Origin of the sequence: Niabella ginsenosidivorans, from assembly GCF_001654455.1 — a bacterium.
GTDB lineage: Bacteria > Bacteroidota > Bacteroidia > Chitinophagales > Chitinophagaceae > Niabella > Niabella ginsenosidivorans.
Genome location: NZ_CP015772.1, coordinates 4,775,226 through 4,797,509 on the forward strand (window position 1 = coordinate 4,775,226; position 22,284 = coordinate 4,797,509).

Below are 22,284 nucleotides of genomic sequence, written 5' to 3' on the forward strand. Positions count from 1 at the left end.
CAATATGTCCTTACAGATTTCTATAATACAGACCCCACTTTATTGGGAAGACAAAACAGCCAACCTGGAAATGCTGCAGCAAAAAATTGAAAGCATCTCCCAGACCCAGGTTGTGATATTGCCCGAAATGTTTTCCACGGGATTTTCCATGAAACCGGAATTATTAGCCGAAACAATGGACGGGCCAACCGTTCAGTGGATGAAAGATATTGCTGCAAAAAAGAAGATCATCCTTACCGGCAGCATAATCATAGAAGAAGACGGGCATTATTACAACCGGCTCATCTGGATGCTTCCTACCAGGCAATATGGCAGTTATGACAAGCGTCATCTTTTTGCTTTTGCAAAGGAAGATGAACATTATACTGCGGGCAATAAACGGTTCATTGCATCTGTAAACGGCTGGAAGATCAACCTGCAGGTATGCTATGACCTCCGTTTCCCGGTTTGGGCAAGGCAGAACGCCCTGTTTCCCCAGGAGCAAAGTTCCGGGCCAGCTGCCCCGGAATATGATGTGCTGATCAATGTAGCCAACTGGCCCCGGCGCCGCAGTTTAGCCTGGAAAACATTGCTGCAGGCCCGCGCCATCGAAAATCAATGTTATGTAGCAGGTGTAAACCGTGTGGGTGAAGACGGCAATCATATTGATTACAGCGGAGATAGTATGGTCATTGACCCTTTGGGCAGGATCCTTTATCACCAAGCAGATGCGGAAGACCTTTTTACCATTACGCTTTCCAGGGAAAAGCTGCAGGAAGTAAGGGAACAGTTTCCTTTTTGGAAAGACGGGGACGCATTTACGCTTTATTGAGAGCTGTAAAAAAAACATACATAAATTACTTATGTATCCATTTCTTATGTATCTTCGTACTGAAATTTACAGAGATGAACAAAACCGCCCTGTATAAAGGTTGCCTGGAGCCCATTCTGCTGAAGCTTTTGAAAGAGCAGGGCCGTATGTATGGTTATGAAATCACCCAAAAGGTGAAAGAGCTTACAGCCGGAGAGCTAAAGATCACTGAAGGTGCCTTATACCCCCTGCTGCACCGTCTGGAAGCAGAAGGCGTGCTGAATGTGGAAACCGAGTACATCGGCAGCAGAGTGCGCAAATACTATTCGCTTACTCCTGCCGGTAAAAAAGAACAGGCCCGGTCAATGACGGAGCTGGAGGCTTTTAAAAATACTTTACAATTGATCTTTAACCCTAAACTGGCATAAAATGCTTACCAATGAACAAATAGCAGCCATTGACCAGTTCTGCCAAAAGAAAGGGATCTATTATTATGATCTGAGACAGGAGCTGGTAGATCATTTGGCTGAAAGCATTGAAACTAAAATGCAGAGCCATCCGGAGGTGTCTTTTGAAACAGCGCTTGCCGGGGTATATCAGTCTTTTGGCATCTTTGGCTTTTCAAAAGTAATTGAAGAAAGGGAGGCAGCTATTCGGAAAGCCACCCGCCGGCAGGAGTTTGAGCTTTTCAGATCCTATTTTACATTCCCAAAAATTGCTGTTTCCCTGCTTTGCTTCCTGTTGTTAAATGTTCCTGTGTATCTTTTTAAAATAAAAAATACGGAGCAGGTATATGGCGCCTATTGTATTTTTTTATTTGTATTCAGTCTTTTAGCGATCCTTTTTGTCAGCGTAAAATTTAAACGGCCCATGCAAAAGTTGGTTTCATTAAAGCATACAGGCAGCTTTGCCGCTTTTATAGGACTCTTCCAGCTGCCCAATCTCTATTATAATTTTGCGGTAAAAGGTTTAGAAATTGACATCAACCATGCACAATGGTTTAACCCCGTAATGACCCTGTTTTGCACCCTTGCCATCCTGCTCACCTGTGCAAGGTATCATGCTTATAAATCCATCTATAATAACGCCCGTCTTCATTATCCGCTGGCATTTGAACGATAAAGTGCCTGCGGTTATCTAAAAAGCGGTTCCTCTTATTGTTTCCGTTTTTTAAGGATCAGGTCTTCTGCACAATCCATCTTATAATCGCGTCCCCGGCGGATGGCATCAATGCTCGCTCCAACATATACATCCGGCCATACGCCTTTACCATCCATAGGCAGGTTCCTGTTCATTACGAACCGGTAGATAGGCAACCTGCAGCGGATCTTTGTATGCGGCAGCAGGATATTCGGTATTAAAAAGGCTGAATTGCCATAAGCAGCCCCCCCTGTAGGCTCTCCGACAATTGTAACATTCTCCTGGCCTTTAAGCGCATTAACCACCATAGTTGTTGCGGAGAAAGACATGCCACCGGTCAGTAAATAAATAGCTCCGTTATAATGGAACCTTCTTTTGGGGCCAAACTTATGTCTTTCATAATAGCTGAAATGGTAATAGCCATCCTTCTTTTTATGTATAAAGAATTGCAGTACCCATAATGCCATTTTATCTTTCCGGAGGTACCTGCTATAGGCTCCCGTTTTATTGAACAGCAACAGTGAGTCCCCTATTTTATAGGGTTGTTTTGCCAGATAACGGGTAAAAACCATTGCATTATTTACGGAGCCGCCCCCGTTGGTTCTCAGATCCACGATCAGTTCTTTTATTTTCCTTTTCTGCAATTCCTTAAAGGACTGGCGGAAAAAGGATTTCAGTTCCAGGTGCTGTGAAAAACTGCCCAGGTTCATTATTGCGAAATTTCTTACGGTATCTATCTTCAGGGACCGGATATCGCCCAGCTTTTCATCCCTTGTTTTTTTCGGTGCGTTTTGCGCACTTCCTGTGGCTTTTGCAGCGGTGTCGGCTGCGGGCGTATATAACCGGAGAAAGGTATACAGCAGATGCCCCCCGGAGCCTCTGTAACCGACCTTCAATGAATCTTTCCGCCCGTAAATAAACGCATAGAAATCTCCAAATGCACTGCCAATGCTTAATCGCTGGTCTTTTGCAATACGGTTATTGCCATCCGCCGGCAGGTATTGATAAAAGGTGTCCAGCAGGTGGCGAACCGGAATGTCATCAAATGATACCACGAGCGTGCCTCTTGTTAACGCGGTATCTTTTTTGTTCATATTGTATGCTACCACAGCCGTATCATTCCATACTTTCAGATAAACGGGAAACAATGGCCTGCCTTTCAGCGAATCCATATATTTCTGATAAGCTTTTGAGCTGTGCACTGATGTATGGCCGCATTCGATCCTGGTACTCACGCGCGACAGGATTTTACGGAACTCTGTTTCTGTAAGGCTGTCTTTCAGTTGTTTCCGTTCTTCATTAAATACCGAATCCATAACAGGCCGGGATGTATACCAGTAAAGACCGGGATGGCGTTTTTCCAGTATTGTCCGGTACAGGTCAAAGTCGGACCGCAATTGCCGGGGACTGAATTTTTTATTGGGGCTATACGCTTTCCGGTAGCTGCAGGAAAAACAGCAGATGATCATAAAAAAGAGCAAACCCCGCATAGCAACTATTAAAATCTTTTAACCTGTAATGTATAAAATAGCTCCAGAAGTGCTTTTAACATACTTTATTTACCAATAGGATTCCAGCCCTGTGCAGTAATTTCATGCCGGCTGCCGCCCTTTGTAATGATATGTGCGCCTTCCCCGGCTTCGGTCATATACCCTATGATACTTATTGCAGGATTATTGTTGATCTTTTCATAATCCGATTGCGGCATCGTAAACAGCAGTTCATAATCTTCGCCCCCGCTTAACGCACAGGCAGTAGGGTCTATTTCAAATTTAAAAGCTGCGGACCGGGTCTCTTCTGCAATGGGTATCTTGTCTTCATAAAGGACGCAACCCACCTCACTGTCTTTACAGATATGCAGTATTTCCGAGCTCAGCCCGTCGCTGATGTCCATCATCGATGACGGCAGCAACGACTGTTCTGCAAAGAACTCAATAATATCCTTTCTTGCTTCGGGCTTCAGCAGCCGGCCGATCACATACGCTTCTCCTTCCAGATCCGGCTGAACCTTCGGGCTTTCCAGAAATATTTTCTTTTCCCTTTCAAGGAACAGCAGTCCCACATATGCCGCGCCAAGATCTCCGCTCACGCAAAGCAGGTCGCCTTTTTTTGCCGTGCTCCTCTTTACAAATTTATCCGGTGTTACTTCTCCGATGGCCGTTATGGCAATCACAAATCCTTTTTGTGATGTGGTGGTATCCCCCCCTACCAGGTCTACCCCGTAATGATTACAGGCCGCATAAACGCCTTCATAAAATTCATCCAGCGCTTCCAGGCTAAAGCGGTTGCTGATGCCAATGCCTATGGTTATTTGTGTGGGAGTGGCATTCATGGCATAAACATCGCTCAGGTTCACCACAACAGATTTATAGCCCAGGTGCTTCAGCGGCGTATACATCAGGTCAAAATGCACTCCTTCCAGCAGCAGGTCGGTAGTAACCACTGTTTGTTTTCCAAAATGGTCAATTACAGCGGCATCATCGCCCACGCCCACCAGCGAGGATACGTTTTGCAGTTCAATATTTTTTGTAAGATGGCCAATAAGACCAAACTCACCCAAATCGGATATTTCTGTTCTTTCGTTGTTCATTTTCATTATATATAAAGCTAACCACCCGGTATCAACGCTATTCAGTGTTTAGCAGTAAGCATTATTTATTGTTAATAACCTTCAGCATTTCTTCATGTATCAGCCCGTTTGTTGCCAGGATGCGGTGCTGGTAGGGTGAAAAAGTATCGCCGTTAAAATCCGTCACTTTTCCACCGGCTTCTTCCACGATCAGGTAACCCGCCGCGCTGTCCCAGGCCTCCAGTTTGTGCTCATAGAACCCGTCGAACCTTCCGGCAGCCACCCAGCAAAGGTCAAGTGCAGCAGCGCCCAGCCTGCGTACAGGTACCCCTTCCTTTATAAACCGCTCAAATACCTGTAAGGGCCCGTTTTCCGTATTGATATAAACATAAGGGAAACCCGTTACCAGGCAGGATTTTAGGGCGTTGGTCTCGGAGCTTACTTTTAGCGGCTGCCCGTTCAATGTGGCCCCCTTTCCTTTTTCCGCAAAGAACAATTCTTTCATGTGGGGGTTATATACTACGCCCATTATGATCTCTGATTGATATTCAATAGCAATAGAGATACAGTTAATGGGTATGCCATGCGCGAAATTGATGGTGCCGTCAATCGGGTCAATGATCCACTTATAGTCCGAATTCTGCGGCAGATCACCGCTTTCTTCAGTAAGGATGTGATGATCGGGATACGCCTTCCGTATTACTTCAATAATAGCTTTTTCTGAAGCTTCATCTGCTGCAGTAACAAGATTATTCCTGCCTTCTTTATATTTTATTTCAAAAGCCTGGTTGAAATAGTTCACCACCTGCTCTGCCCCTGCCATAACGGCTTCCTGTAAAACGTTTTTTAACATGGGGCAAAGATAGCAAAGTCGGGTGGTCTTTGTTGTTACAGCACAACAGCAGCCAGGGCAAACGCGAATGATCAGCATTCAGAATCCGGTTCTTCTCAATTCATTTATTTTTGCAGCGGCTTCTGACAAAATTGAAATGACGCTATCCATTATCATAGTAAACTATAATGTAAAGTATTTTTTAGAGCATTGCCTGCATTCGGTGCGGCGCGCTATAAAGAACATTCCTGCTGAAATTATTATTATTGACAATTGTTCATCCGACGAAAGCTTTGATTATCTTTCACCCCTTTTTCCGGAAGCTATATGGATCTCCAATAAAAAAAACCGGGGTTTCGGGAGCGCCTGCAATCAGGGCCTGGCTATTGCCAAAGGAACATATATTTTATTCCTGAACCCGGACACGCTGGTACCGGAGCATTGCTTTGACGGCTGCATCAACCTATTTAAGGAGCACAAAGAGATAGGCGCTCTTGGAATAAGAATGTATGATGGCTGTGGTCGTTTTTTAAAAGAATCAAAAAGAGGCATCCCCTCAGTAAAGGCCGCTTTTTTTAAGCTCTCAGGTATCAGCCGCTTTTTTGCAGGTTCCCGCTTTTTTGACAGCTATTATATGGGGCATCTTGATGAAAACAGGGATCATTACGCAGAGATCCTTGCCGGGGCGTTCATGATGATACCGAAATCCGTGCTGGAAGAAACAGGAAGCTTTGATGAAGCGTTCTTTATGTACGGGGAAGACGTGGATCTTAGTTACAGGATCCATCTTACCGGTTTAAAAAATTATTACCTTGCCAACCCTCCCATCATCCATTTTAAGGGAGAAAGCACTGCTAAAAACAGCCTGGGCTATGTAAAAAACTTTTACCGGGCCATGAGCATTTTTGTAAACAAGCACTATTCCGGATTATCAAAAAAAATAGCTGCAGGGCTGATCCATGCAGGCATCTGGAGTCATGCGGGGCTAAAAGCCCTATCAGCAAAACTAAGGTCATCACCTGATACGACCCCTGCAACAACTCCTGCCACAATCATTATTATCGGAAAGAAAAGCGCCGCCCAATCCCTGCTTGCCCTTCTTTCAGAGCAGGTGCAGGGCCCTATTAAAGACCCTGTGGTTGTAGCCCCAGAAACTCCCGGCCTGGTATCATTGTTAGAACAAAACCCCACCGCTGCTGTTTACCTTTGTGAACAGGACCTTTCTTTTTCTGAAATGATCTCCATTGTTACAGAAAGCAGGCACCGGTTTATACACTTTTACAGCGGGCTGAGTATTATAAAAGGTGGGTAAGATCAATATTTTCTGTTTAAAATCACCAATTGTACCATTTTTGCGGGTTTTATAGTAACTTGTATACCCTGCAAAGGCGGAAACAGGCTTTTTAAGCCCTGAATTTTCAGAAAAACGCATTTAACCGATTTTTACCATGGCACAGCTTCTGATTATTATTAACTCCGGCGTCAAGTAAAAAACAATATATTTGCCGGCCTGTGTAGTATGAAGATATGGCATCAATAATAGATATTAAAATACCCCGATCGATTGCCAGCGCCTTGCGTCTTCCTAAGCGCAATGCAAAATCACAGCAGCGAAGAGTATTGAAAAAGCTGTTAAATAAGGCCAGGTTTACAGAATTTGGCCAACATTATCATTTCGATAAGATCTTACTCTCCAGGAACATAGAAAAAAGCTTTCAGAAAGATGTGCCCATTTTTGATTATAATAAAATTTATAATGAATGGTGGGTGAAAACCCTGGAAGGAAAGCCGGACATTACCTGGCCTGGTAAAATAAAATATTATGCATTAAGCTCCGGTACCTCAGAGGCATCCAGTAAATACATTCCCGTAACAGAAGACCTCTTAAAAAGCAATACGATCAATTATATAAAGCAGCTTATCAGCGTATTTGGTTATAAACAGGCTAATAAAAAGTCGCTAACAAAGGATTTCCTGATCATTGGCGGGGCCACCAACCTGCAAAAAGGTGAGGCCGGCTGGTTTGCCGGGGATCTTAGCGGCATCCTGGCAAAAAAACGCCCCTTCTGGTTCCAGACCTTTTATAAGCCCGGGGGCAGAATTGCAGCAATAGCAGACTGGAACCAAAAGCTGAATGAAATTGTGGACAATGCCCATAAATGGGACATCGGGTACATTGTTGGCGTGCCGGCATGGTGCCAGATGTGTATGGAAATGGTAATAGAACGCTATAAATTGGCAAATATTCATGAAATATGGCCAAATTTTGGCGTTTTTGTGCATGGCGGCGTTGCCTTTGAACCTTACAAAAAGTCTTTTGACAAATTATTGGGCAAGCCCATTGTATATGTAGAGAACTATCTGTCCAGCGAAGGATTCATCGGTTATAAAATGAAGGAAGACCGCGGGATGCAGTTGGTTACCAATAATAATATCTTTTTTGAATTTGTGCCTTTTGACAATTGCAATTTTGATTCAGACGGTTCCATTGTTGCCAACCCCGAAGCAAAGCTGATCGATGAGGTTGAGGAAGGAAAAGAATATGCCTTGCTGATGAGCACTAATGCCGGCAGCTGGCGTTATCTAATTGGAGATACAATAAAATTTCTGGACAAGGAAAAGGCTGAAGTGATCATCACCGGCCGCACCCGGCATTTTCTAAGCCTTGTTGGTGAGCATCTGAGCGTGGAGAATATGAATCGTGCCATACAGGATGCCAATGATCATTTTAACATAAGCATACAGGAATATACGGTAGTGGGCTTTCCCTATGAAGGGTATTTTGCACACAGATGGTATGTAGCCACCGCTGACCCGGTAAACAAAGATGCGCTGATAACGTTTATTGATAACAAGCTAAAGGAAATAAACGACGACTATGCAACGGAAAGAACCAGTGCTTTAAAGGATGTCTTCATTGAAGTGCTGGCTCCGGAAACTTTTATGAAGTTCATGGAGCTGAAAGGCAAATTAGGCAGTCAGCATAAATTTCCACGTGTAATGAAGGGCAAAATGCTCCGGGACTGGGAAAATTTTTTAAAAACCGGTCAACTTTAATTTTCCGTTTTGAAAACTTCCTTTATATTGTTTTTCAATTATGATTGAAGCCTTTATTAAAGGATTGACCATGGGAGTGCTGCTCAGCCTTTCGGTAGGGCCGGTGCTTTTTTCAGTCATTAAACACAGCATCAATGTGGGTCATAGGGGCGGACTGGCTTTTGTGCTGGGAGTTTCCGCCAGCGATGCTTCTCTTGCGTTTATCAGCAATTTTTTTTCACAGTTTTTTACGCTCCTCAGCTCGCACAAAGTGGTCATCAGTATTGCCGGCAGCACTTTTCTGATTATACTGGGCGTTTACTATGCCTTCTTTAAGAAGATAAGAATTAAGGACCGTATCAAAAAATCGCCGCCTCTTTTTCGCAAGCGCGATTATCTGCAGCTTTTTTTATCCGGCTTTTTTTTAAATACCTTAAACCCCGGCGTTTTTATTTTCTGGCTAACTGCTTCCACAACATTTATTACTCACACAGTTAATGAACGCATTGTAATTTTTGTAACCTGCTTATTATTTGTTTTGGGCACTGATATTACCAAGGTGATGCTGGCCAATAACATTCGTAACCGCCTTACTCCCAGAAACATTCATTTACTGAACCGTATAAATGGTTTTGTGCTGATGTGCTTTGGACTGGCGCTTATTATAAGGCTCCTCGTTTAAAAAACGGGAAATAATGGGACAGCTTTCTTATTTTTATCACAGTACTCGGTATATGATTTAAGAAGATGCGCGTTTTAAAGGGAATATGGAAATGGGGCCTGCGGTTATTCGTAGTACTGTTCATTGGCCAGTTCATATATATTGTACTATTGAAATGGGTAAACCCTCCGGTCACCTTTACCCAGATCGGCAGTATGCTGGCGGGCAGAGGTTGCCACAGCCGGAACAAGTCTTCAGCAGATGTTTCAGAAAATGCCCGCCTGGCAGTAATTGCGTCAGAAGACCAGCTGTTTCCGGATCATAATGGTTTTGACTGGAAAAGTATCCAGAAAGCAATAGAATACAATCAGAAAAAGCCGGGACGGTTAAGAGGCGCCAGCACCATCAGCCAGCAAACCGCAAAAAATGTATTTTTATGGCAGGGCCGAAGCTGGTTCCGTAAAGGACTGGAAACTTATTTTACCTTTATGATCGAAAGAATATGGGGTAAAAAAAGGATTCTTGAAGTATATTTAAATGTAGCGGAAACGGGCAACGGTATTTTTGGAATTGAGCAGGCTGCCCAAACCTATTTCAATAAACCCGCAAAAAATCTTACCCAGTATGAAGCCGCGGCTATTGCAGCCATCCTGCCCAACCCTTTAAAGCTGAGTGTCAGACCTATGTCGCCCTATGTTGCTTCAAGGGCAAGAAAAATTGTTCAGCAAATGAATTTTTTAAAGCCGGACAGGGATATTCAACGCATTGTTCAGGCCGATTAAGCCGTTGCAGCATTGCTATCCTCATCAGTTGCTAACTGATGCACTCCAGTTTCCATGAAGCCGATCCAGGGATGCCAGTAAGCCTCATCAACGGGCACCGGTGCCTCATTTGCAAAAAGCGCCTCTTCTTTGTCAATAACGGTTTTGTATAAAATATGGCCCGGCCCCAGGGGCGAGAATGTTGATTTAATCCGGTGAAGCAATCGTTTTATTTCATCCACATTTTTTACATGCACGGCCTCTTTAAGTTCACGGCAATCATCTGCCCACTGGCTTTTTATTTCTGCCAGGATATCACTTATTGCATCTTTATCCGCCCCCAACAGGTCTTTCAGGTAGTTGAGATTGTTATAAGAGGACTCTGAATTATTGAGAAAGGATTCTGTCATTATAGCTAGCATTTTAGTTGCTTTATATTAATTAAAGAGGGTTCAATGTACAGGAAGGATGCGTTCCCTCCTCATTTTTTTGGCTTTCCGCTTACAAAAGATGCAGCTTTGCCAGCAGTGCGTCTTTATAACTTTCTGAAACAGGTATTGGTTGATTTTTTATATATACCAGCCGGTCTTCAATATACTCCACTTTATCTATGGCTATTATATAGCTCCGGTGTACCCTTATGAACTGATCTGAAGAAAATTTATCTTCAATTGCTTTCAGGCTGCCGTGTACCATATAGGACCTATCCGGTAATTTAAACTGCACATAATCGCCCTTTGCCTCCATCCATAAAATATCGTCCAGGTTCACTTTCCGGATTACCTTGTTTTCCTTTATAAAGAGCTGCTTTGGAGTGACCGTATTGGTTTGCGGAGATTGCTTGAAACGGATCAGTTCCTGCGCTTTGTCCAGTGCCGTTATTACCCTTGTCAGCGTAAACGGCTTTACCAGGTAGTCTACCACGTTTAATTCAAATGCTTCAACGGCATAATTCTCTTTTGCCGTAGTCAGAATAGTATGCGGCCTGTTGGTGAGTAAACGCAACAGTTCCAGCCCGCTCATTTCCGGCATTTCTACATCTAAAAATAAAACATCCACCGGGTTCTCATCCAGGAACGCTTTTGCTTCCAGTGCATTCCCGCACTCACCAACAACAGTTACGGCATTAATATTCTGAAGGATTTTTCTTAACGTGACGCGTGCCACTTTGTTATCATCAACCAGCAAACATGTAAGAGGGCCCTTCCTGTTCATTTCCAAAATGTTACCTAAAATTAAGGATTTTTTGCAATATGAAAAAACCAAGCTCTGTAAAAACATACATTTATTGCGGCGCAGGCCATTACAGCAGGGGAATGAGGCTGCCCCAAAAGACAGAAGTCATCATATCGCCCTGCAGCTTTGGAAAATTTTAATGGAATTTGCCGGTTCTTCCTGCTATTGCAGGATTCGCCCGAAACGATGACTTTTGATATCGTTTCTTCCGTTTCTAATATTGATCCAATAGTAGAGTTAGTTCCGCACTACAACGGCTACCGGCAAATAAAAAGCTGCCCGGAGGCAGCTTAAGATCATATATCCAAAGGATAATGTTATTATTTCTTGTACTGAGGGATGATGCTGTTGGACAGTTCCACCATTTTTTTCAGCCCTTCTTCGGGGAGGTTCCCTTTTTTGAATTCAGCCAGAACATCGGGGTATTTATTTTCCATTTCCAGCAGGAAATGCTCTTCAAACTCCTTTACCTTATTTACAGGAACGTCTTTGATCAGCCCGTTGGTGCCCAGGTAAATAATGGCAACCTGTTTTTCTACGGGATAAGGAGAGTATTGTGCCTGTTTCAGGATCTCCACGTTACGCGCCCCTTTGTCAATTACGTTCTTGGTTGCAGCATCAAGGTCTCCGCCAAACTTGGAAAAAGCTTCCAGCTCACGGTAAAGCGCCTGGTCCAGCTTTAAGGTACCGGCCACTTTCTTCATGGATTTGATCTGTGCATTACCTCCTACACGGCTTACGGAAATACCTACGTTAATAGCGGGGCGGATGCCGGAAAGGAATAAGGATGATTCCAGGAAGATCTGTCCGTCTGTGATAGAGATTACATTGGTGGGGATATATGCTGATACGTCACCGGCCTGGGTTTCAATAATGGGTAAAGCTGTTAAGGAACCGCCACCTTTTACAAGGTGTTTAATGGAATCCGGAAGATCATTCATATTCTTAACAATCTCATCATTGCTGATCACTTTGGCGGCTCTTTCCAGCAAACGGCTGTGCAGGTAGAACACATCACCCGGATACGCTTCGCGGCCCGGGGGACGGCGTAACAGCAGCGAAACTTCACGATACGCTACGGCCTGCTTTGAAAGGTCATCATAAATGATCAGTGCAGGACGGCCTGTATCACGGAAATACTCGCCAATAGCAGCACCCGCAAACGGAGCGTAGAACTGCAAAGGAGCCGGATCAGAAGCAGAAGCTGCAACAATGGTGGTATAATCCATTGCGCCATTGTCTTCCAGGGTTTTCATCACTCCTGCAATGGTAGAGGCTTTTTGCCCAATGGCGACATAGATACAATAAACCGGCTGACCGGCTTTAAAAAATTCTTTCTGGTTAATAATGGTATCAATGGCAATGGCTGTTTTACCGGTCTGGCGGTCGCCAATGATCAGTTCCCGCTGGCCGCGGCCGATCGGGATCATGGCATCAATCGCTTTAATACCGGTTTGCAGCGGTTCTTTTACCGGTTCACGGAAAATTACTCCCGGTGCTTTCCGCTCCAGAGGCATTTCATAAAGCTCTCCGGTAATAGGTCCTTTGCCATCAATAGGTTGCCCCAGGGTGTTTACCACACGGCCGGTCATACCTTCACCCACTTTAATGGAAGCGATCTGCTTGGTGCGGCGCACCTTTGAGCCTTCTTTAATATCTTTTCCTTCACCCATCAGTACCACGCCCACATTATCTTCTTCCAGGTTAAGGGCTATGGCACGAACGCCGTCTTCAAACTCAACCAATTCGCCATATCTTACATTTCCAAGTCCGTATACACGGGCGATACCATCACCCACCTGTAGTACGGTACCCACTTCCTCCAAATCGGCCTGAGCATTAAAATTGCTCAACTGCTCCCTAAGAATGGCGCTTATTTCGTCTGGTTTTATTTCCGGCATAAATAATGAGATTTTATAATTTAATTCTTTGAATTTTGGCCTAACGCCCGTTTTCAGGCTGCAAAAGTAGTGTATTAGCGCATTCAGAACAAAAAAATAAACGGGATATTGATTTTTATCCGCCGGCTGAAATCTGTTCCTGTCTGTTGCCGGAACCCGGCGTTTGAAAGGGCTCATTCGTATCTGCATCTCCGGCATTTACAGTGCTGATGCAGAAAAAATCCAGGTGCTTTTAAACCAGGGATCAGGGGGCATTTGCCTTTACAGCACCAATACCCCTGTGGGCTGGAACCGGATCTCTTTCTGAGGCTCTGTAATGGCGTCAATTTCAGCCTGGGTTTTTTTTGCGTCCTCTGCGTAATGCTTTAATTCACTAACGGAAGTGGTTTTGTTAAACGCAACGCCTTCTAAAACAACTGTTTTTCCTTTTAAGGCAACAGGCACGAAGATGTTATAATTCCGGGATTTTACAAACATCCCTGATTTGTCCGGCAGTTCTAACGTCAGCCAGCAGCCTTTTTTGGGACATACATCCAGCACTTTGCCTGTTACCCTGGTCTGCAAAGTATCAGTCTGATGCATTTTATCTACCAGTTCCATTACCGAGATGGCGCCCCGGGCACTAATTTTTTCGCCATATGTATCTCCCTTTTTTGCTTCACCGGCCGGCGGCTGTGCATATACAGAAGCGGTGATCATCACAGCAGCAAGCAATAAGAACCCTTTTCCCATAAAATATAATTATTTAAAATGCAGAGTTACTTACAAATTAAAGGCAATTATTGATGCTGTTTGCCATTTTTTTGTCTTTTTCTGTAACAATATCCCCCGCATCATGAGTATTTAGCCAGATCTCTACCTTATTATAGGTATTTGTCCACGTAGGGTGATGATCCATCTTTTCAGCGATCAGGGCCACACGCGTCATAAAACCAAAGGCTTCATTAAAATCTTTGAATTCAAATTTCCGGTATAATGTATTGTTTTTTTCTTCCCACATAACAAACCGTTTTAAAAAATGAGGTAATCCTTGTTCTTTATTTTTTCATTAGTGAGCTCTGTGATCAGTTGCACCCCCGGAATTTCCCGGAGCCAGGCTTTTACCTGTTCCAGGTATTCATCCGTTACCGTATCATTTTTCATCAGCCATAAAAAATCCAGGTGCTTGAATTCCGGCAGCAGGAACTCCCCGTCATGCAAATTATTGTATAAATAATGGCAAAGGGAGCTGTTCGGGTCCCGGTATTCATAAACGGAGAAAAAATATAATCTCCGTTTTCTTTTCAGCTTTATCTCAATATCATGATTGATCCTGAAATCCAGTTCCAGCAGGTTATTCAGGTTCCAGCAAAATTTATAATCCTTTACCGTGGTTACTATGCCCAGGAGCTTTGTATCTTCAAAAAACTCCTCGGTGATCTGCTCGGTATTTAATGATAATTTTACGGTGGCCATGAATTACATAGTTACTACTGCTGTATAATCCAGCATTTTTGTAAAGGTAATAACTATTGACAGTTGGCCAAAGATCCGGTCAGGCAATTATGGGCCGGTACTTTTTATAATTATCAACAAGCATCCAGCTATTTATGATCAGCAATACGATTGCTATCGGCAACCCGGGTATTGAGGGATCCAGGGTCGTGTGATGCAAAACAATGCCCACCATAACAGGAAAAATCACAAGAGCACCTAAAGCTCTTGTTTTGGGAAAAATAACCAGCAGGCCTCCTGTTGTTTCCATGATGCCTAAAAGCGGAAACAGCCATTTCAACTTTAAAATGGCGCCGGCTATTTCCATCTGTTCCGGCGTCATCTGCTGCGCAGGCATATACATAAAGAACTTATTAAGCCCGGCATTAATAAACATTAATGCAAAAAGGGTGAAGACGATCTGTTTTACTATTTTCATTTTTGTTTGATTTAAGCTGTTAAAGTCAGCTCCTTTACAATCCCATTACCTTCCGCCACCTGTTATAGTGTTGCTTACACACAGAGGCGCTTTTTTTCAAAATAATTATAGCTGGCAGCTACCCGCTCCAAACCATTTTGGGCTGCAGAAGGCGTTTCTATAATGCTGTACAGCATCCCGGCCTGTTCTTTTTGCCGGAACACAGCAGGAAAGTCTACTATCCCGTCACCGGCATTTACAGGTTGTCCGCCGGCATCCACATCTCTTAAATGCCATAAAGGAAAACGTCCCGGGTATCTTTGGATAAAGGCATCCGGATCATGACCGGCCTGCACGACCCATCCCAGATCCAGTTCAAAAACGACCAGCTCCGGGTCTGTATGGCTTAACAATGTATCAAAAGGCAAGGTGCCGTTGACTGCCTCAAATTCAAAATGGTGATTATGGTATCCTAACTGTATCCCCGCTTTTTTTGCAATACGGCCCAGTTTATTATATGTTTCCGCTATTTCTTTATAGGAATCTACCGTTCGCCGTTCGTCGGGGAACATAGAGCAGATGATGTATTTTATCCGGAGAGCGGCACCGTCTTCCAGTAATAGCTCAATAGTATCAGAAGCAGCGTTAGCATGTAAACTGATGAGGTCCAAGCCAAGCGCATCGGCTCTCCTCTTCAGGAGCCCGGGCTTTACACCCAGCACCGTACGGGCCTCCGGGCTATAACCGGCAGCTTCCGCATAGCTAAAGCCTTTACAGGCGAGGGCCTGCAATGTACCTTCAAAATCGGTTGCCAGGTCATTCTTTACGGACCAGAGCTGAACGCCTATTGCTTCTTTTTTATACGTCATATTTTGCAGGATAAAATGAATGCTCACGGGTTTCAGAACTTCCTGAAATCCCATTCACCACGATAGGGCCGGCTGCGCATCTGGTTGGCAGATTCATTGTCAAAAGCTTCTTTAACAGGATCCCATTTCAGCTTCTTTTGCAGCTCGTAAGCAATGTTCACCGCGTTGCAAACAGTAGCGGTGCGGTGCCCGGTTTCCACATCACAAATCGGCCTGGAACGTTTTTTTATAGCGTCCACCCAATCCTGGTAATGGTTATCACTGAAGTATAACCGCCTGTCGCTTGTTTTAAATTTCAGTTGCGCCAGGTTTTCGGGTTGTGTCCTTAAAAAGCTGCGGCTTACTTCTATTTTCCCTTTATCGCCAATAAACTGAATGGAGTTGCCCTCACCCCAGTTCTTATGATTTACCTTAATGCCGTTGGCATACATAAAGGACAGTCCTTCTTTTGCACCGGGCCCTTCAGGCGGAATAAATGTTACGGGGCCGGAATTGTCCATGCCCAGCGCCCATTGCACAATATCAAACATATGGGCACCCCAGTCGGTAATATACCCGCCGCCAAATCCCGCATAACCGCGCCACCAGGCCCATTCTTTTGCATCAACAGGCGGTGCCAGTATAGCGTTATATCCCCTGTAAAAGGAAGGCCCGATCCAAAGATCCCAGTCAATATAATCCGGGGTAGGCTCTGTAGGCAGGTCACATTGCTTTACCGGCTCACCAACGGAAACATTGATCTCTGTGATCTTACCGATATATCCATTTGTTACCAGTTCAGCCGCCTGCCGGAAATTATAGGAAGAGCGCTGCATGCTCCCGGTCTGGAAAACACGTTTGTACTTACGCGTGGCATTTACCATAGCACGGCCTTCGGCAATGGTCAACGCCAATGGTTTTTCGCAATAAATATCCTTACCGGCTTTTGCAGCATCAATAGCTATCTGCGCATGCCAGTGATCCGGAGTAGCAATAACCACGGCATCAATATCTTTCCGTTCCAGCAGTTCCCGGTAATGTTTGTAGCCTTTTATTTCCGTTTTTACTTTTTTTTCATTTGCCTTTTGGGCAAGGCCGGTAAAGTAATCCAGCTTTTTTGCATCCACATCGCAGGCGGCAAGCACTAATGTTTCCTTAGGACCGTTAATAGCATTAACAAGATGATGGGATTGTTTTCCCAAACCAATATAACCGAGCTGGACACGATCACTTGGGGCCAGGTGCCCCTTGCCACCCAGAACAGAACGGGGCACAATGGTAAACGCCAGGGCGCCCATGGCAGTTTGCTGAATAAATCTTTTTCTTTTCATTTTTACAGATTGAGGGAACAGGGCCTTTTATTGTATCAACCGAAATAAAATTTTACAGCATAAAAATACACAAAGAGAACTGAAAAGCTTTACCCAAAGTTTCTGATGGTTCAGATGATGACAATGCACAGAAGGAACAGACCGTTTTATTTTTGTAAACCCCTGCTGAACCTGATACGATTTCCGCCTTTTCAACAACAGTCCAAAGCCTCTTAAACAACCCGGAACGATCCAAAACCCGGTTTATAGAAAATAGCGTTTTTATGCGTTTTATATGATAAAAAATATAAAATAGGCAAATAATATCAACATTTCGATCATCTGACACTTTTCTGAAATACCTTTAAATATTGGTATTTTTTTACTTTTCAAAAAAAATAGAAAATTTTTGTTGCGTTTTTATGCATTTTTATTATAACTTTCTGCTACAAAACAGCAGCCAGTGTAAGCAGGATTACAAAAAGAGAAAGTTCGGGCGCCGTGTGATTGTGCTTCTCCGTTTGTAAAATGATGATGAAATGATTGAATGAGCCTGGTAATACACCGGGCAGTATGATGCCTTTTTTTTTATTATAATATTAATAATATGCTTCTGAAACATTTCCGCAACATAACACTTGCTGTTATCGGCTTCTGTATGGCTCACCCGCTTTATGCCCAGCATAGAGTATTTACCGGCAAAGTGCTGGATGCTGCAGACAGTAGCCCCCTGAGTGGTGTATCTGTAACTATTAAAGGCACGGAACAGGGTGTTACAACTAAAAAGGACGGCTCGTTCTCTATCAAAACGGCGGTTGCGGCTCCTTTGCTGGTTGTTTCTTACGTGGGATATAGTCAAAAGGAAACTGCAGCCACCGATTCCTTTCTTACCATTTACCTGGAGAAGACCACCAGTGAAATGAACGAAGTAGTGGTAACCGCCCTGGGGGTAAAGCGGCAAAAGGCTTCTCTCGGATATGCGGTCAGTGAAGTGAACGGAAAAGACCTTACACAGGCGCGGGAAGTAAATGTGCTCAACTCGCTGGAAGGAAAGGTAGCCGGGGTAAATGTAAGCGGTATAGCGGGTGGTCCGGGCGCTTCATCCAATGTCATTATCCGGGGTATTTCCAGCCTTACCCAAACCAATCAGCCCCTGTATGTTATTAATGGCATTCCGGTTGAAAGTCAGCCTAATTCTTCAGACGGAAGCCAGTACTCCAACGTTCCGGATCTGGGCGATGCCATGAGCAATATTAATCCGGATGATATTGAAACGATCTCTGTGCTAAAGGGTGCCGCAGCCTCCGCCTTATATGGCTACCGCGCAAAGGCAGGCGTTATTTTAATCACTACCAAAACAGCCAAATCGAACAGCATAGAGCTGAACTCCAATTACGTGGCAGAAAAGGTGGTGGACTTGACAGACTGGCAATATGTTTACGGGCAGGGCGCCAATAACCTGAAGCCCACTTCACAACTGGTAGCCTTCCAGTCTGGTCAGTCCAGCTGGGGCGGCAAGCTGGATGGCAGCCCTGTTGTGCAGTTTGATGGTGGTGTACGGCCTTATGTAGCCCAGAAGAACAATCTCCAGAACTTTTACAGGACCGGGGGCACTTTTACCAATACCCTTGCATTGAACCGGACTTTTGAGGGAGGCGCTATACGTTTTTCGGCCAGTGATCTTACCAGCCGGTCTATTGTTCCCAACAGCGGTATCAACCGCCAGACATTTGACCTGTCTGCCAATTATAATCTGACGCCAAGATTTCTTGCAGATGTGCATGCCAATTACATCCTTGAGCAGGCAAAGAACCGGCCCCTGCTCAGTGATCCGTCCGGGAACTCCAATTATAATGTCATGTTTTTACCCACCAGCGTAGATGTGCGGACGCTTGAAAAAGCCACCAATCCTGATGGGTCCGAACTGGCTTATTCCCCGTCTGTAAACGCCACCAACCCCTGGTTTGCCGCCGAAAAGTTTATTAACAATACAGAGCGCAACCGGTTCATTTCCTCCGTACGGCTTCGTTATACGTTTGATAACGGGGTTTTCCTACAGGGCCGCGCAGGCATAGATAATTATAACGACCATTATTTATCCGTTGTTCCCACAGGCACAGCTTACAGGCCCAAAGGCTCTATGTCTGAATATAACACCAGCTACAAGGATCTGAACGCAGATCTTCTTGCCGGAAAAGATTTTAAGCTCTCCCCCGACCTGACCATAACGCCTAACCTGGGCGCCAGCTACCGCCGTACAAAATCGGCCGAATATGAAAATCATGGGGAAACGTTCCAGATTCCCTTTGTATATAATATCCTGAACACATCTGTAAAAACGGTCTATTACCTTCCCTCTGACCAGGAAGTGCAAAGCGTGTACGGCACCCTGGATCTTGCCTATAAAAATTACCTGTACCTGACCGGTTCCGGAAGAAACGACTGGTTCTCTACACTGGCTACACCGGGAACCAATAATAAAGTCGGCGTTTTTTACCCTTCTGTAAGCGGCTCTTTTATATTTTCCGAGCTGCTGAAGCCCAACGAATGGTTCAGCTACGGAAAACTAAGGGCTGGCTATGCAGAAGTAGGACAGGCTACCGCTCCTTACCAGACGCAGCTCAGCTACATCTTTGCCGGCACCACCTTTAACGGGCTGCCGCAGGGCCTCATCAATAACTCAGACATTCCCAACTCTTCCTTAAAACCTTCACTGGCAAAGGAACTGGAGATCGGAACCGAGCTTGGATTTTTTCACAACCGTCTGAACCTGGATCTGAGTTGGTACAACAAAAAATCATCCAATGAAATCCTGAGCGCACCGGCTTCCATTGCTTCCGGTTATGGAGGCGCTGTTTTAAATATCGGCCAGTTGCAAAACAAAGGCTGGGAACTTCTATTATCCGGTACGCCGGTAAAGGGGAGCAGTTTTACCTGGAAAACAGCCCTGAACGGTTCCGTAAATAATAACAAGGTGCTTGCCCTGGCTAACAATCAGTCTTCACTGGCCGTTGGTACCTCCAGCACTGCTGTTGGATTCATTCAGCAGATCGTTGGGTTACCCGCCAACCAGATCATGGCATATGATTACAAATATGACGATGCCGGCAATATTATAAAGACCGCCAGCGGCGTACCGGCCAGAGGGTTGCTGAAGCCTTATGGATCTGCCTATGCCAAATGGATGGCCGGTTTCAGCAATGATCTTTACTATAAACATTTTCACCTGTCCTTTCTTATTGACGGGAAGTTTGGCGGCAAACTGTTTTCAGGAACCGATTACCGCGGATATACATTTGGCTTGTCCAAGGCAACGCTGGTAAACCGCGAAGGCACTTTTGGCAATAACCTGGATGCCGCTACCTATTACAGTACTCTGGCATCCAATGTTTCAAAATTATTTGTAGAAGATGCCGGTTTTATAAAATTCAGATCGGTGGTGCTGGAATACACGTTCCCCTCCGGACTGTTTGGAAAGGGCATTAAAGGCGCTTCTCTCAGCATTGTGGGCCGAAATCTGTTTTACCTGATGCGCAAAACAGAAAATGTGGACCCCGAATCGAGCTTTTCTCCTACCGCGTATGGGCTTGAGCTGGGCGGTGTGCCCTCCACGCGCACATTTGGCGCCAACCTGAATTTAAAATTTTAAACGCGTTCCAAAAAATTACAGCAATGAAAAAATCAGCTTTATATATTATTTCTGCTTCCGTGCTTTTTTTACAGGCCGCCTGCACAAAAAATTTCGACAGGATCAATACTAACCCGGCTACTTACAATGAGCAGAATTTTGACCCAAACTACCTGCTTACGACCGCTCAGGTAGCTTATACCGGCAGCTACGACTTTGCCTATGACACCTGGCGCGCCAATCTTATTTACTGTTCCGGCATGATACAGGGCTTTGCAACCGTGCTGTCCTACTGGGGCGGAGATAAGTATACGCTGAACGAAGGATATACGGCTGCCTACTGGGGGTTCAGCGGCGATGGCGCATATTCCGAACAATTAAAACCTATTGCGGATATTCTGCAAACAACAAAAGACAAGCCCCAATACAAAAATCTTTACCAGATTGCGCACATTATGCGCTCCTTGATTGTTGAGCGCATTACGGATCTTTACGGCGATTGCCCCTATTCAGAAGCCGGTTTGGGTTATTATGATAAAAATTATTTTCCGAAATACGACAAACAGCAGGATATTTACAAGGGTATGCTGCAGGAAGTAAGTGATGCTGTTGCTGCGCTGGATTCATCGGCAGACAAGCCTTCCGGCGATGTTATTTACAATGGCGATATTGAAAAATGGAAACGGTTTGGCAATACCCTTATTTTGAGGATGGCAATGCGGCTTACAAAAGCAGACCCTGCAACCGCAAAAACCTGGGTACAGAAAGTTGTGGGAAAAACAATGACCGATAATACAGATAATGCATTCATCAACGGGGATGAAACCGGTGGTTTGTCTACCATTAACCGCAACAGCCTGGTGCTGCTGGGCGATGGCGGCCAGGAGCCCTATTATGTAAAATGGTCCAACACCTTCATCAATTTCCTGAAATCCAACAATGATCCGCGCCTTGGTAAAATAGCCGTGATCCGGTTATATACGGACGCAAACAGTACCACACAAAATCCCGGCTATAGCGCAGACCCTTCCAAACAAAAAGGAATGCCCAACGGAAAAGACCTGAGCGGTATTGCCGGAAGAGATATTTCCACAGACCCTTCTTATACGGGTATGCCGGATTATTCTTCCCCACATCCGGGCATGATCAAAAATAACGGCCCTACCTTCCTTTTAATTTATCCTGAAGCGGAACTGCTTTGGGCAGAAGCAGCACAACGTTTTGGCATTGGAGGCAGTGCCGCAACCCATTACAATAACGGGGTTACCGCGGCCATGACCTATCTGGCGCAATATGATCCAAAATTAACGATCAGCGTTTCCGATGCCGGCACTTACCTGGCGGCGCATCCGTATAATGCCGGCCAGGGACTGCAGATGATCAATACGCAATACTGGGCATTAACCAACACTATGCTGGATTTTTATGAATCATGGTCAAACTGGAGAAGAAGCGGCTACCCGCAATTAACACCGGTAAATGCGCCCAATAACGCAACAAACGGACAGATACCGAGGCGGTTCCCTTATCCCCTGGCAGAATCCAATGTGAACCCATCCAATTATCAGGCGGCTTCCGATGCCGTTCCCGGGGGCGACAATTTACTGGGACGCGTATGGTGGGACGCACAATAACTCATTTACTAAAAAACAGGAACAGCCATTATGTATTTTTGGAGATC

At 44.8% G+C, this 22,284-nt stretch carries 21 protein-coding genes; 9 read left to right on the forward strand and 12 right to left on the reverse strand.

The genetic code is table 11. The features are described 5' to 3' along the window. The first annotated feature begins 4 nt into the window (after nucleotides 1-4). The 3 genes from A8C56_RS20255 (at nucleotide 5) to A8C56_RS20265 (ending at nucleotide 1,912) form a co-directional block, all read left to right on the forward strand. The gene (locus A8C56_RS20255; protein ID WP_067760163.1) at nucleotides 5-811 is read left to right on the forward strand and encodes an amidohydrolase; all 807 of its coding nucleotides are present in this window, start codon (nucleotides 5-7) and stop codon (nucleotides 809-811) included. A gap of 74 nt (nucleotides 812-885) precedes the next feature. Continuing rightward, complete coding sequence (locus tag A8C56_RS20260; RefSeq protein ID WP_067762336.1) at nucleotides 886-1,218, forward strand: PadR family transcriptional regulator; 333 nt, start codon at nucleotides 886-888, stop codon at nucleotides 1,216-1,218. Between the two features lies 1 nt (nucleotide 1,219). Next, nucleotides 1,220-1,912 (forward strand): hypothetical protein, encoded by a 693-nt coding sequence (locus tag A8C56_RS20265; RefSeq protein ID WP_067760164.1) that lies wholly within the window; start codon nucleotides 1,220-1,222, stop codon nucleotides 1,910-1,912. 32 nt (nucleotides 1,913-1,944) lie between these two features. Here the strand turns inward: A8C56_RS20265 and A8C56_RS20270 are convergent, their stop codons facing one another. The 3 genes from A8C56_RS20270 to A8C56_RS20280 all read right to left on the reverse strand — a co-directional run bounded on the left by A8C56_RS20270 (nucleotide 1,945) and on the right by A8C56_RS20280 (nucleotide 5,352). Continuing rightward, nucleotides 1,945-3,420, reverse strand: a complete 1,476-nt coding sequence (locus A8C56_RS20270; protein ID WP_067760165.1) for a S41 family peptidase — start codon at nucleotides 3,418-3,420, stop codon at nucleotides 1,945-1,947. Nucleotides 3,421-3,485: 65 nt separating this feature from the next. Next, entirely contained in the window at nucleotides 3,486-4,520 is a 1,035-nt protein-coding gene (thiL, locus tag A8C56_RS20275) for a thiamine-phosphate kinase (protein WP_179946950.1), read from the reverse strand. A 61-nt stretch (nucleotides 4,521-4,581) separates the two neighbouring features. Beyond that, a complete protein-coding gene (locus A8C56_RS20280) occupies nucleotides 4,582-5,352 on the reverse strand; it encodes an inositol monophosphatase family protein (protein ID WP_067760175.1) in 771 nt (256 codons plus the stop codon). 136 nt (nucleotides 5,353-5,488) lie between these two features. On the opposite strand from A8C56_RS20280, the gene A8C56_RS20285 reads away from it, so the two are divergent. The 4 genes from A8C56_RS20285 (at nucleotide 5,489) to mtgA (ending at nucleotide 9,810) form a co-directional block, all read left to right on the forward strand. Beyond that, the gene (locus tag A8C56_RS20285; protein WP_169818806.1) at nucleotides 5,489-6,643 is read left to right on the forward strand and encodes a glycosyltransferase family 2 protein; all 1,155 of its coding nucleotides are present in this window, start codon (nucleotides 5,489-5,491) and stop codon (nucleotides 6,641-6,643) included. Between the two features lie 215 nt (nucleotides 6,644-6,858). Further along, on the forward strand, nucleotides 6,859-8,388 hold the full coding sequence (locus A8C56_RS20290; RefSeq protein ID WP_067760180.1) for a GH3 family domain-containing protein: 1,530 nt from the start codon (nucleotides 6,859-6,861) through the stop codon (nucleotides 8,386-8,388). 40 nt (nucleotides 8,389-8,428) lie between these two features. Then, on the forward strand, nucleotides 8,429-9,049 hold the full coding sequence (locus A8C56_RS20295) for a LysE family translocator (RefSeq protein WP_067760181.1): 621 nt from the start codon (nucleotides 8,429-8,431) through the stop codon (nucleotides 9,047-9,049). A 65-nt stretch (nucleotides 9,050-9,114) separates the two neighbouring features. Then, nucleotides 9,115-9,810 carry a monofunctional biosynthetic peptidoglycan transglycosylase gene (gene mtgA / locus A8C56_RS20300; protein ID WP_067760182.1) on the forward strand — a complete coding sequence of 232 codons (696 nt, stop codon included), beginning with the start codon at nucleotides 9,115-9,117 and terminating at the stop codon, nucleotides 9,808-9,810. Here mtgA and A8C56_RS20305 read toward each other — a convergent pair. The 9 genes from A8C56_RS20305 to A8C56_RS20345 all read right to left on the reverse strand — a co-directional run bounded on the left by A8C56_RS20305 (nucleotide 9,807) and on the right by A8C56_RS20345 (nucleotide 16,996). Then, nucleotides 9,807-10,199, reverse strand: a complete 393-nt coding sequence (locus A8C56_RS20305) for a hypothetical protein (protein ID WP_067760183.1) — start codon at nucleotides 10,197-10,199, stop codon at nucleotides 9,807-9,809. The genes mtgA and A8C56_RS20305 overlap by 4 nt on opposite strands. A gap of 91 nt (nucleotides 10,200-10,290) precedes the next feature. Continuing rightward, nucleotides 10,291-11,004 (reverse strand): LytR/AlgR family response regulator transcription factor, encoded by a 714-nt coding sequence (locus A8C56_RS20310; protein WP_067762338.1) that lies wholly within the window; start codon nucleotides 11,002-11,004, stop codon nucleotides 10,291-10,293. 341 nt (nucleotides 11,005-11,345) lie between these two features. Next, a complete protein-coding gene (gene atpA, locus A8C56_RS20315; protein ID WP_067762340.1) occupies nucleotides 11,346-12,926 on the reverse strand; it encodes a F0F1 ATP synthase subunit alpha in 1,581 nt (526 codons plus the stop codon). Between the two features lie 261 nt (nucleotides 12,927-13,187). Further along, nucleotides 13,188-13,658: a DUF4920 domain-containing protein gene (locus A8C56_RS20320; protein ID WP_067760184.1), complete on the reverse strand. Its 471-nt coding sequence runs from the start codon at nucleotides 13,656-13,658 to the stop codon at nucleotides 13,188-13,190. Between the two features lie 37 nt (nucleotides 13,659-13,695). Further along, complete coding sequence (locus A8C56_RS20325) at nucleotides 13,696-13,926, reverse strand: 4a-hydroxytetrahydrobiopterin dehydratase (protein ID WP_067760185.1); 231 nt, start codon at nucleotides 13,924-13,926, stop codon at nucleotides 13,696-13,698. Between the two features lie 11 nt (nucleotides 13,927-13,937). Beyond that, nucleotides 13,938-14,381, reverse strand: coding sequence for an IPExxxVDY family protein (locus tag A8C56_RS20330; protein WP_067760187.1), 444 nt, complete (start codon nucleotides 14,379-14,381; stop codon nucleotides 13,938-13,940). Between the two features lie 79 nt (nucleotides 14,382-14,460). Next, the gene (locus A8C56_RS20335; protein ID WP_067760190.1) at nucleotides 14,461-14,838 is read right to left on the reverse strand and encodes a DoxX family protein; all 378 of its coding nucleotides are present in this window, start codon (nucleotides 14,836-14,838) and stop codon (nucleotides 14,461-14,463) included. A 74-nt stretch (nucleotides 14,839-14,912) separates the two neighbouring features. Continuing rightward, entirely contained in the window at nucleotides 14,913-15,686 is a 774-nt protein-coding gene (locus A8C56_RS20340) for a sugar phosphate isomerase/epimerase family protein (RefSeq protein WP_084490464.1), read from the reverse strand. A 32-nt stretch (nucleotides 15,687-15,718) separates the two neighbouring features. Continuing rightward, nucleotides 15,719-16,996 (reverse strand): Gfo/Idh/MocA family protein, encoded by a 1,278-nt coding sequence (locus A8C56_RS20345; protein WP_067760196.1) that lies wholly within the window; start codon nucleotides 16,994-16,996, stop codon nucleotides 15,719-15,721. A gap of 586 nt (nucleotides 16,997-17,582) precedes the next feature. On the opposite strand from A8C56_RS20345, the gene A8C56_RS20350 reads away from it, so the two are divergent. Together A8C56_RS20350 and A8C56_RS20355 are read left to right on the forward strand one after the other, a co-directional pair. Next, nucleotides 17,583-20,624 (forward strand): SusC/RagA family TonB-linked outer membrane protein, encoded by a 3,042-nt coding sequence (locus A8C56_RS20350; protein ID WP_067760199.1) that lies wholly within the window; start codon nucleotides 17,583-17,585, stop codon nucleotides 20,622-20,624. Nucleotides 20,625-20,647: 23 nt separating this feature from the next. Beyond that, nucleotides 20,648-22,237 carry a SusD/RagB family nutrient-binding outer membrane lipoprotein gene (locus tag A8C56_RS20355; RefSeq protein WP_067760202.1) on the forward strand — a complete coding sequence of 530 codons (1,590 nt, stop codon included), beginning with the start codon at nucleotides 20,648-20,650 and terminating at the stop codon, nucleotides 22,235-22,237. Nucleotides 22,238-22,284 lie beyond the last annotated feature (47 nt).

Coding starts and splice junctions, on each gene's coding strand:
- A8C56_RS20355 (WP_067760202.1), top strand. CDS start 20,648: ATGAAAAAATCAGCTTTATATATTATTTCTGCTTCCGTGCTTTTTTTA.
- A8C56_RS20350 (WP_067760199.1), top strand. CDS start 17,583: ATGCTTCTGAAACATTTCCGCAACATAACACTTGCTGTTATCGGCTTC.
- atpA (WP_067762340.1), bottom strand. CDS start 12,926: ATGCCGGAAATAAAACCAGACGAAATAAGCGCCATTCTTAGGGAGCAG.
- A8C56_RS20280 (WP_067760175.1), bottom strand. CDS start 5,352: ATGTTAAAAAACGTTTTACAGGAAGCCGTTATGGCAGGGGCAGAGCAG.
- A8C56_RS20270 (WP_067760165.1), bottom strand. CDS start 3,420: ATGCGGGGTTTGCTCTTTTTTATGATCATCTGCTGTTTTTCCTGCAGC.
- A8C56_RS20255 (WP_067760163.1), top strand. CDS start 5: ATGTCCTTACAGATTTCTATAATACAGACCCCACTTTATTGGGAAGAC.
- A8C56_RS20335 (WP_067760190.1), bottom strand. CDS start 14,838: ATGAAAATAGTAAAACAGATCGTCTTCACCCTTTTTGCATTAATGTTT.
- A8C56_RS20340 (WP_084490464.1), bottom strand. CDS start 15,686: ATGACGTATAAAAAAGAAGCAATAGGCGTTCAGCTCTGGTCCGTAAAG.
- A8C56_RS20295 (WP_067760181.1), top strand. CDS start 8,429: ATGATTGAAGCCTTTATTAAAGGATTGACCATGGGAGTGCTGCTCAGC.
- mtgA (WP_067760182.1), top strand. CDS start 9,115: ATGCGCGTTTTAAAGGGAATATGGAAATGGGGCCTGCGGTTATTCGTA.
- A8C56_RS20290 (WP_067760180.1), top strand. CDS start 6,859: ATGGCATCAATAATAGATATTAAAATACCCCGATCGATTGCCAGCGCC.
- A8C56_RS20285 (WP_169818806.1), top strand. CDS start 5,489: ATGACGCTATCCATTATCATAGTAAACTATAATGTAAAGTATTTTTTA.
- A8C56_RS20305 (WP_067760183.1), bottom strand. CDS start 10,199: ATGACAGAATCCTTTCTCAATAATTCAGAGTCCTCTTATAACAATCTC.
- A8C56_RS20345 (WP_067760196.1), bottom strand. CDS start 16,996: ATGAAAAGAAAAAGATTTATTCAGCAAACTGCCATGGGCGCCCTGGCG.
- thiL (WP_179946950.1), bottom strand. CDS start 4,520: ATGAACAACGAAAGAACAGAAATATCCGATTTGGGTGAGTTTGGTCTT.
- A8C56_RS20330 (WP_067760187.1), bottom strand. CDS start 14,381: ATGGCCACCGTAAAATTATCATTAAATACCGAGCAGATCACCGAGGAG.
- A8C56_RS20310 (WP_067762338.1), bottom strand. CDS start 11,004: ATGAACAGGAAGGGCCCTCTTACATGTTTGCTGGTTGATGATAACAAA.
- A8C56_RS20320 (WP_067760184.1), bottom strand. CDS start 13,658: ATGGGAAAAGGGTTCTTATTGCTTGCTGCTGTGATGATCACCGCTTCT.
- A8C56_RS20325 (WP_067760185.1), bottom strand. CDS start 13,926: ATGTGGGAAGAAAAAAACAATACATTATACCGGAAATTTGAATTCAAA.
- A8C56_RS20265 (WP_067760164.1), top strand. CDS start 1,220: ATGCTTACCAATGAACAAATAGCAGCCATTGACCAGTTCTGCCAAAAG.
- A8C56_RS20260 (WP_067762336.1), top strand. CDS start 886: ATGAACAAAACCGCCCTGTATAAAGGTTGCCTGGAGCCCATTCTGCTG.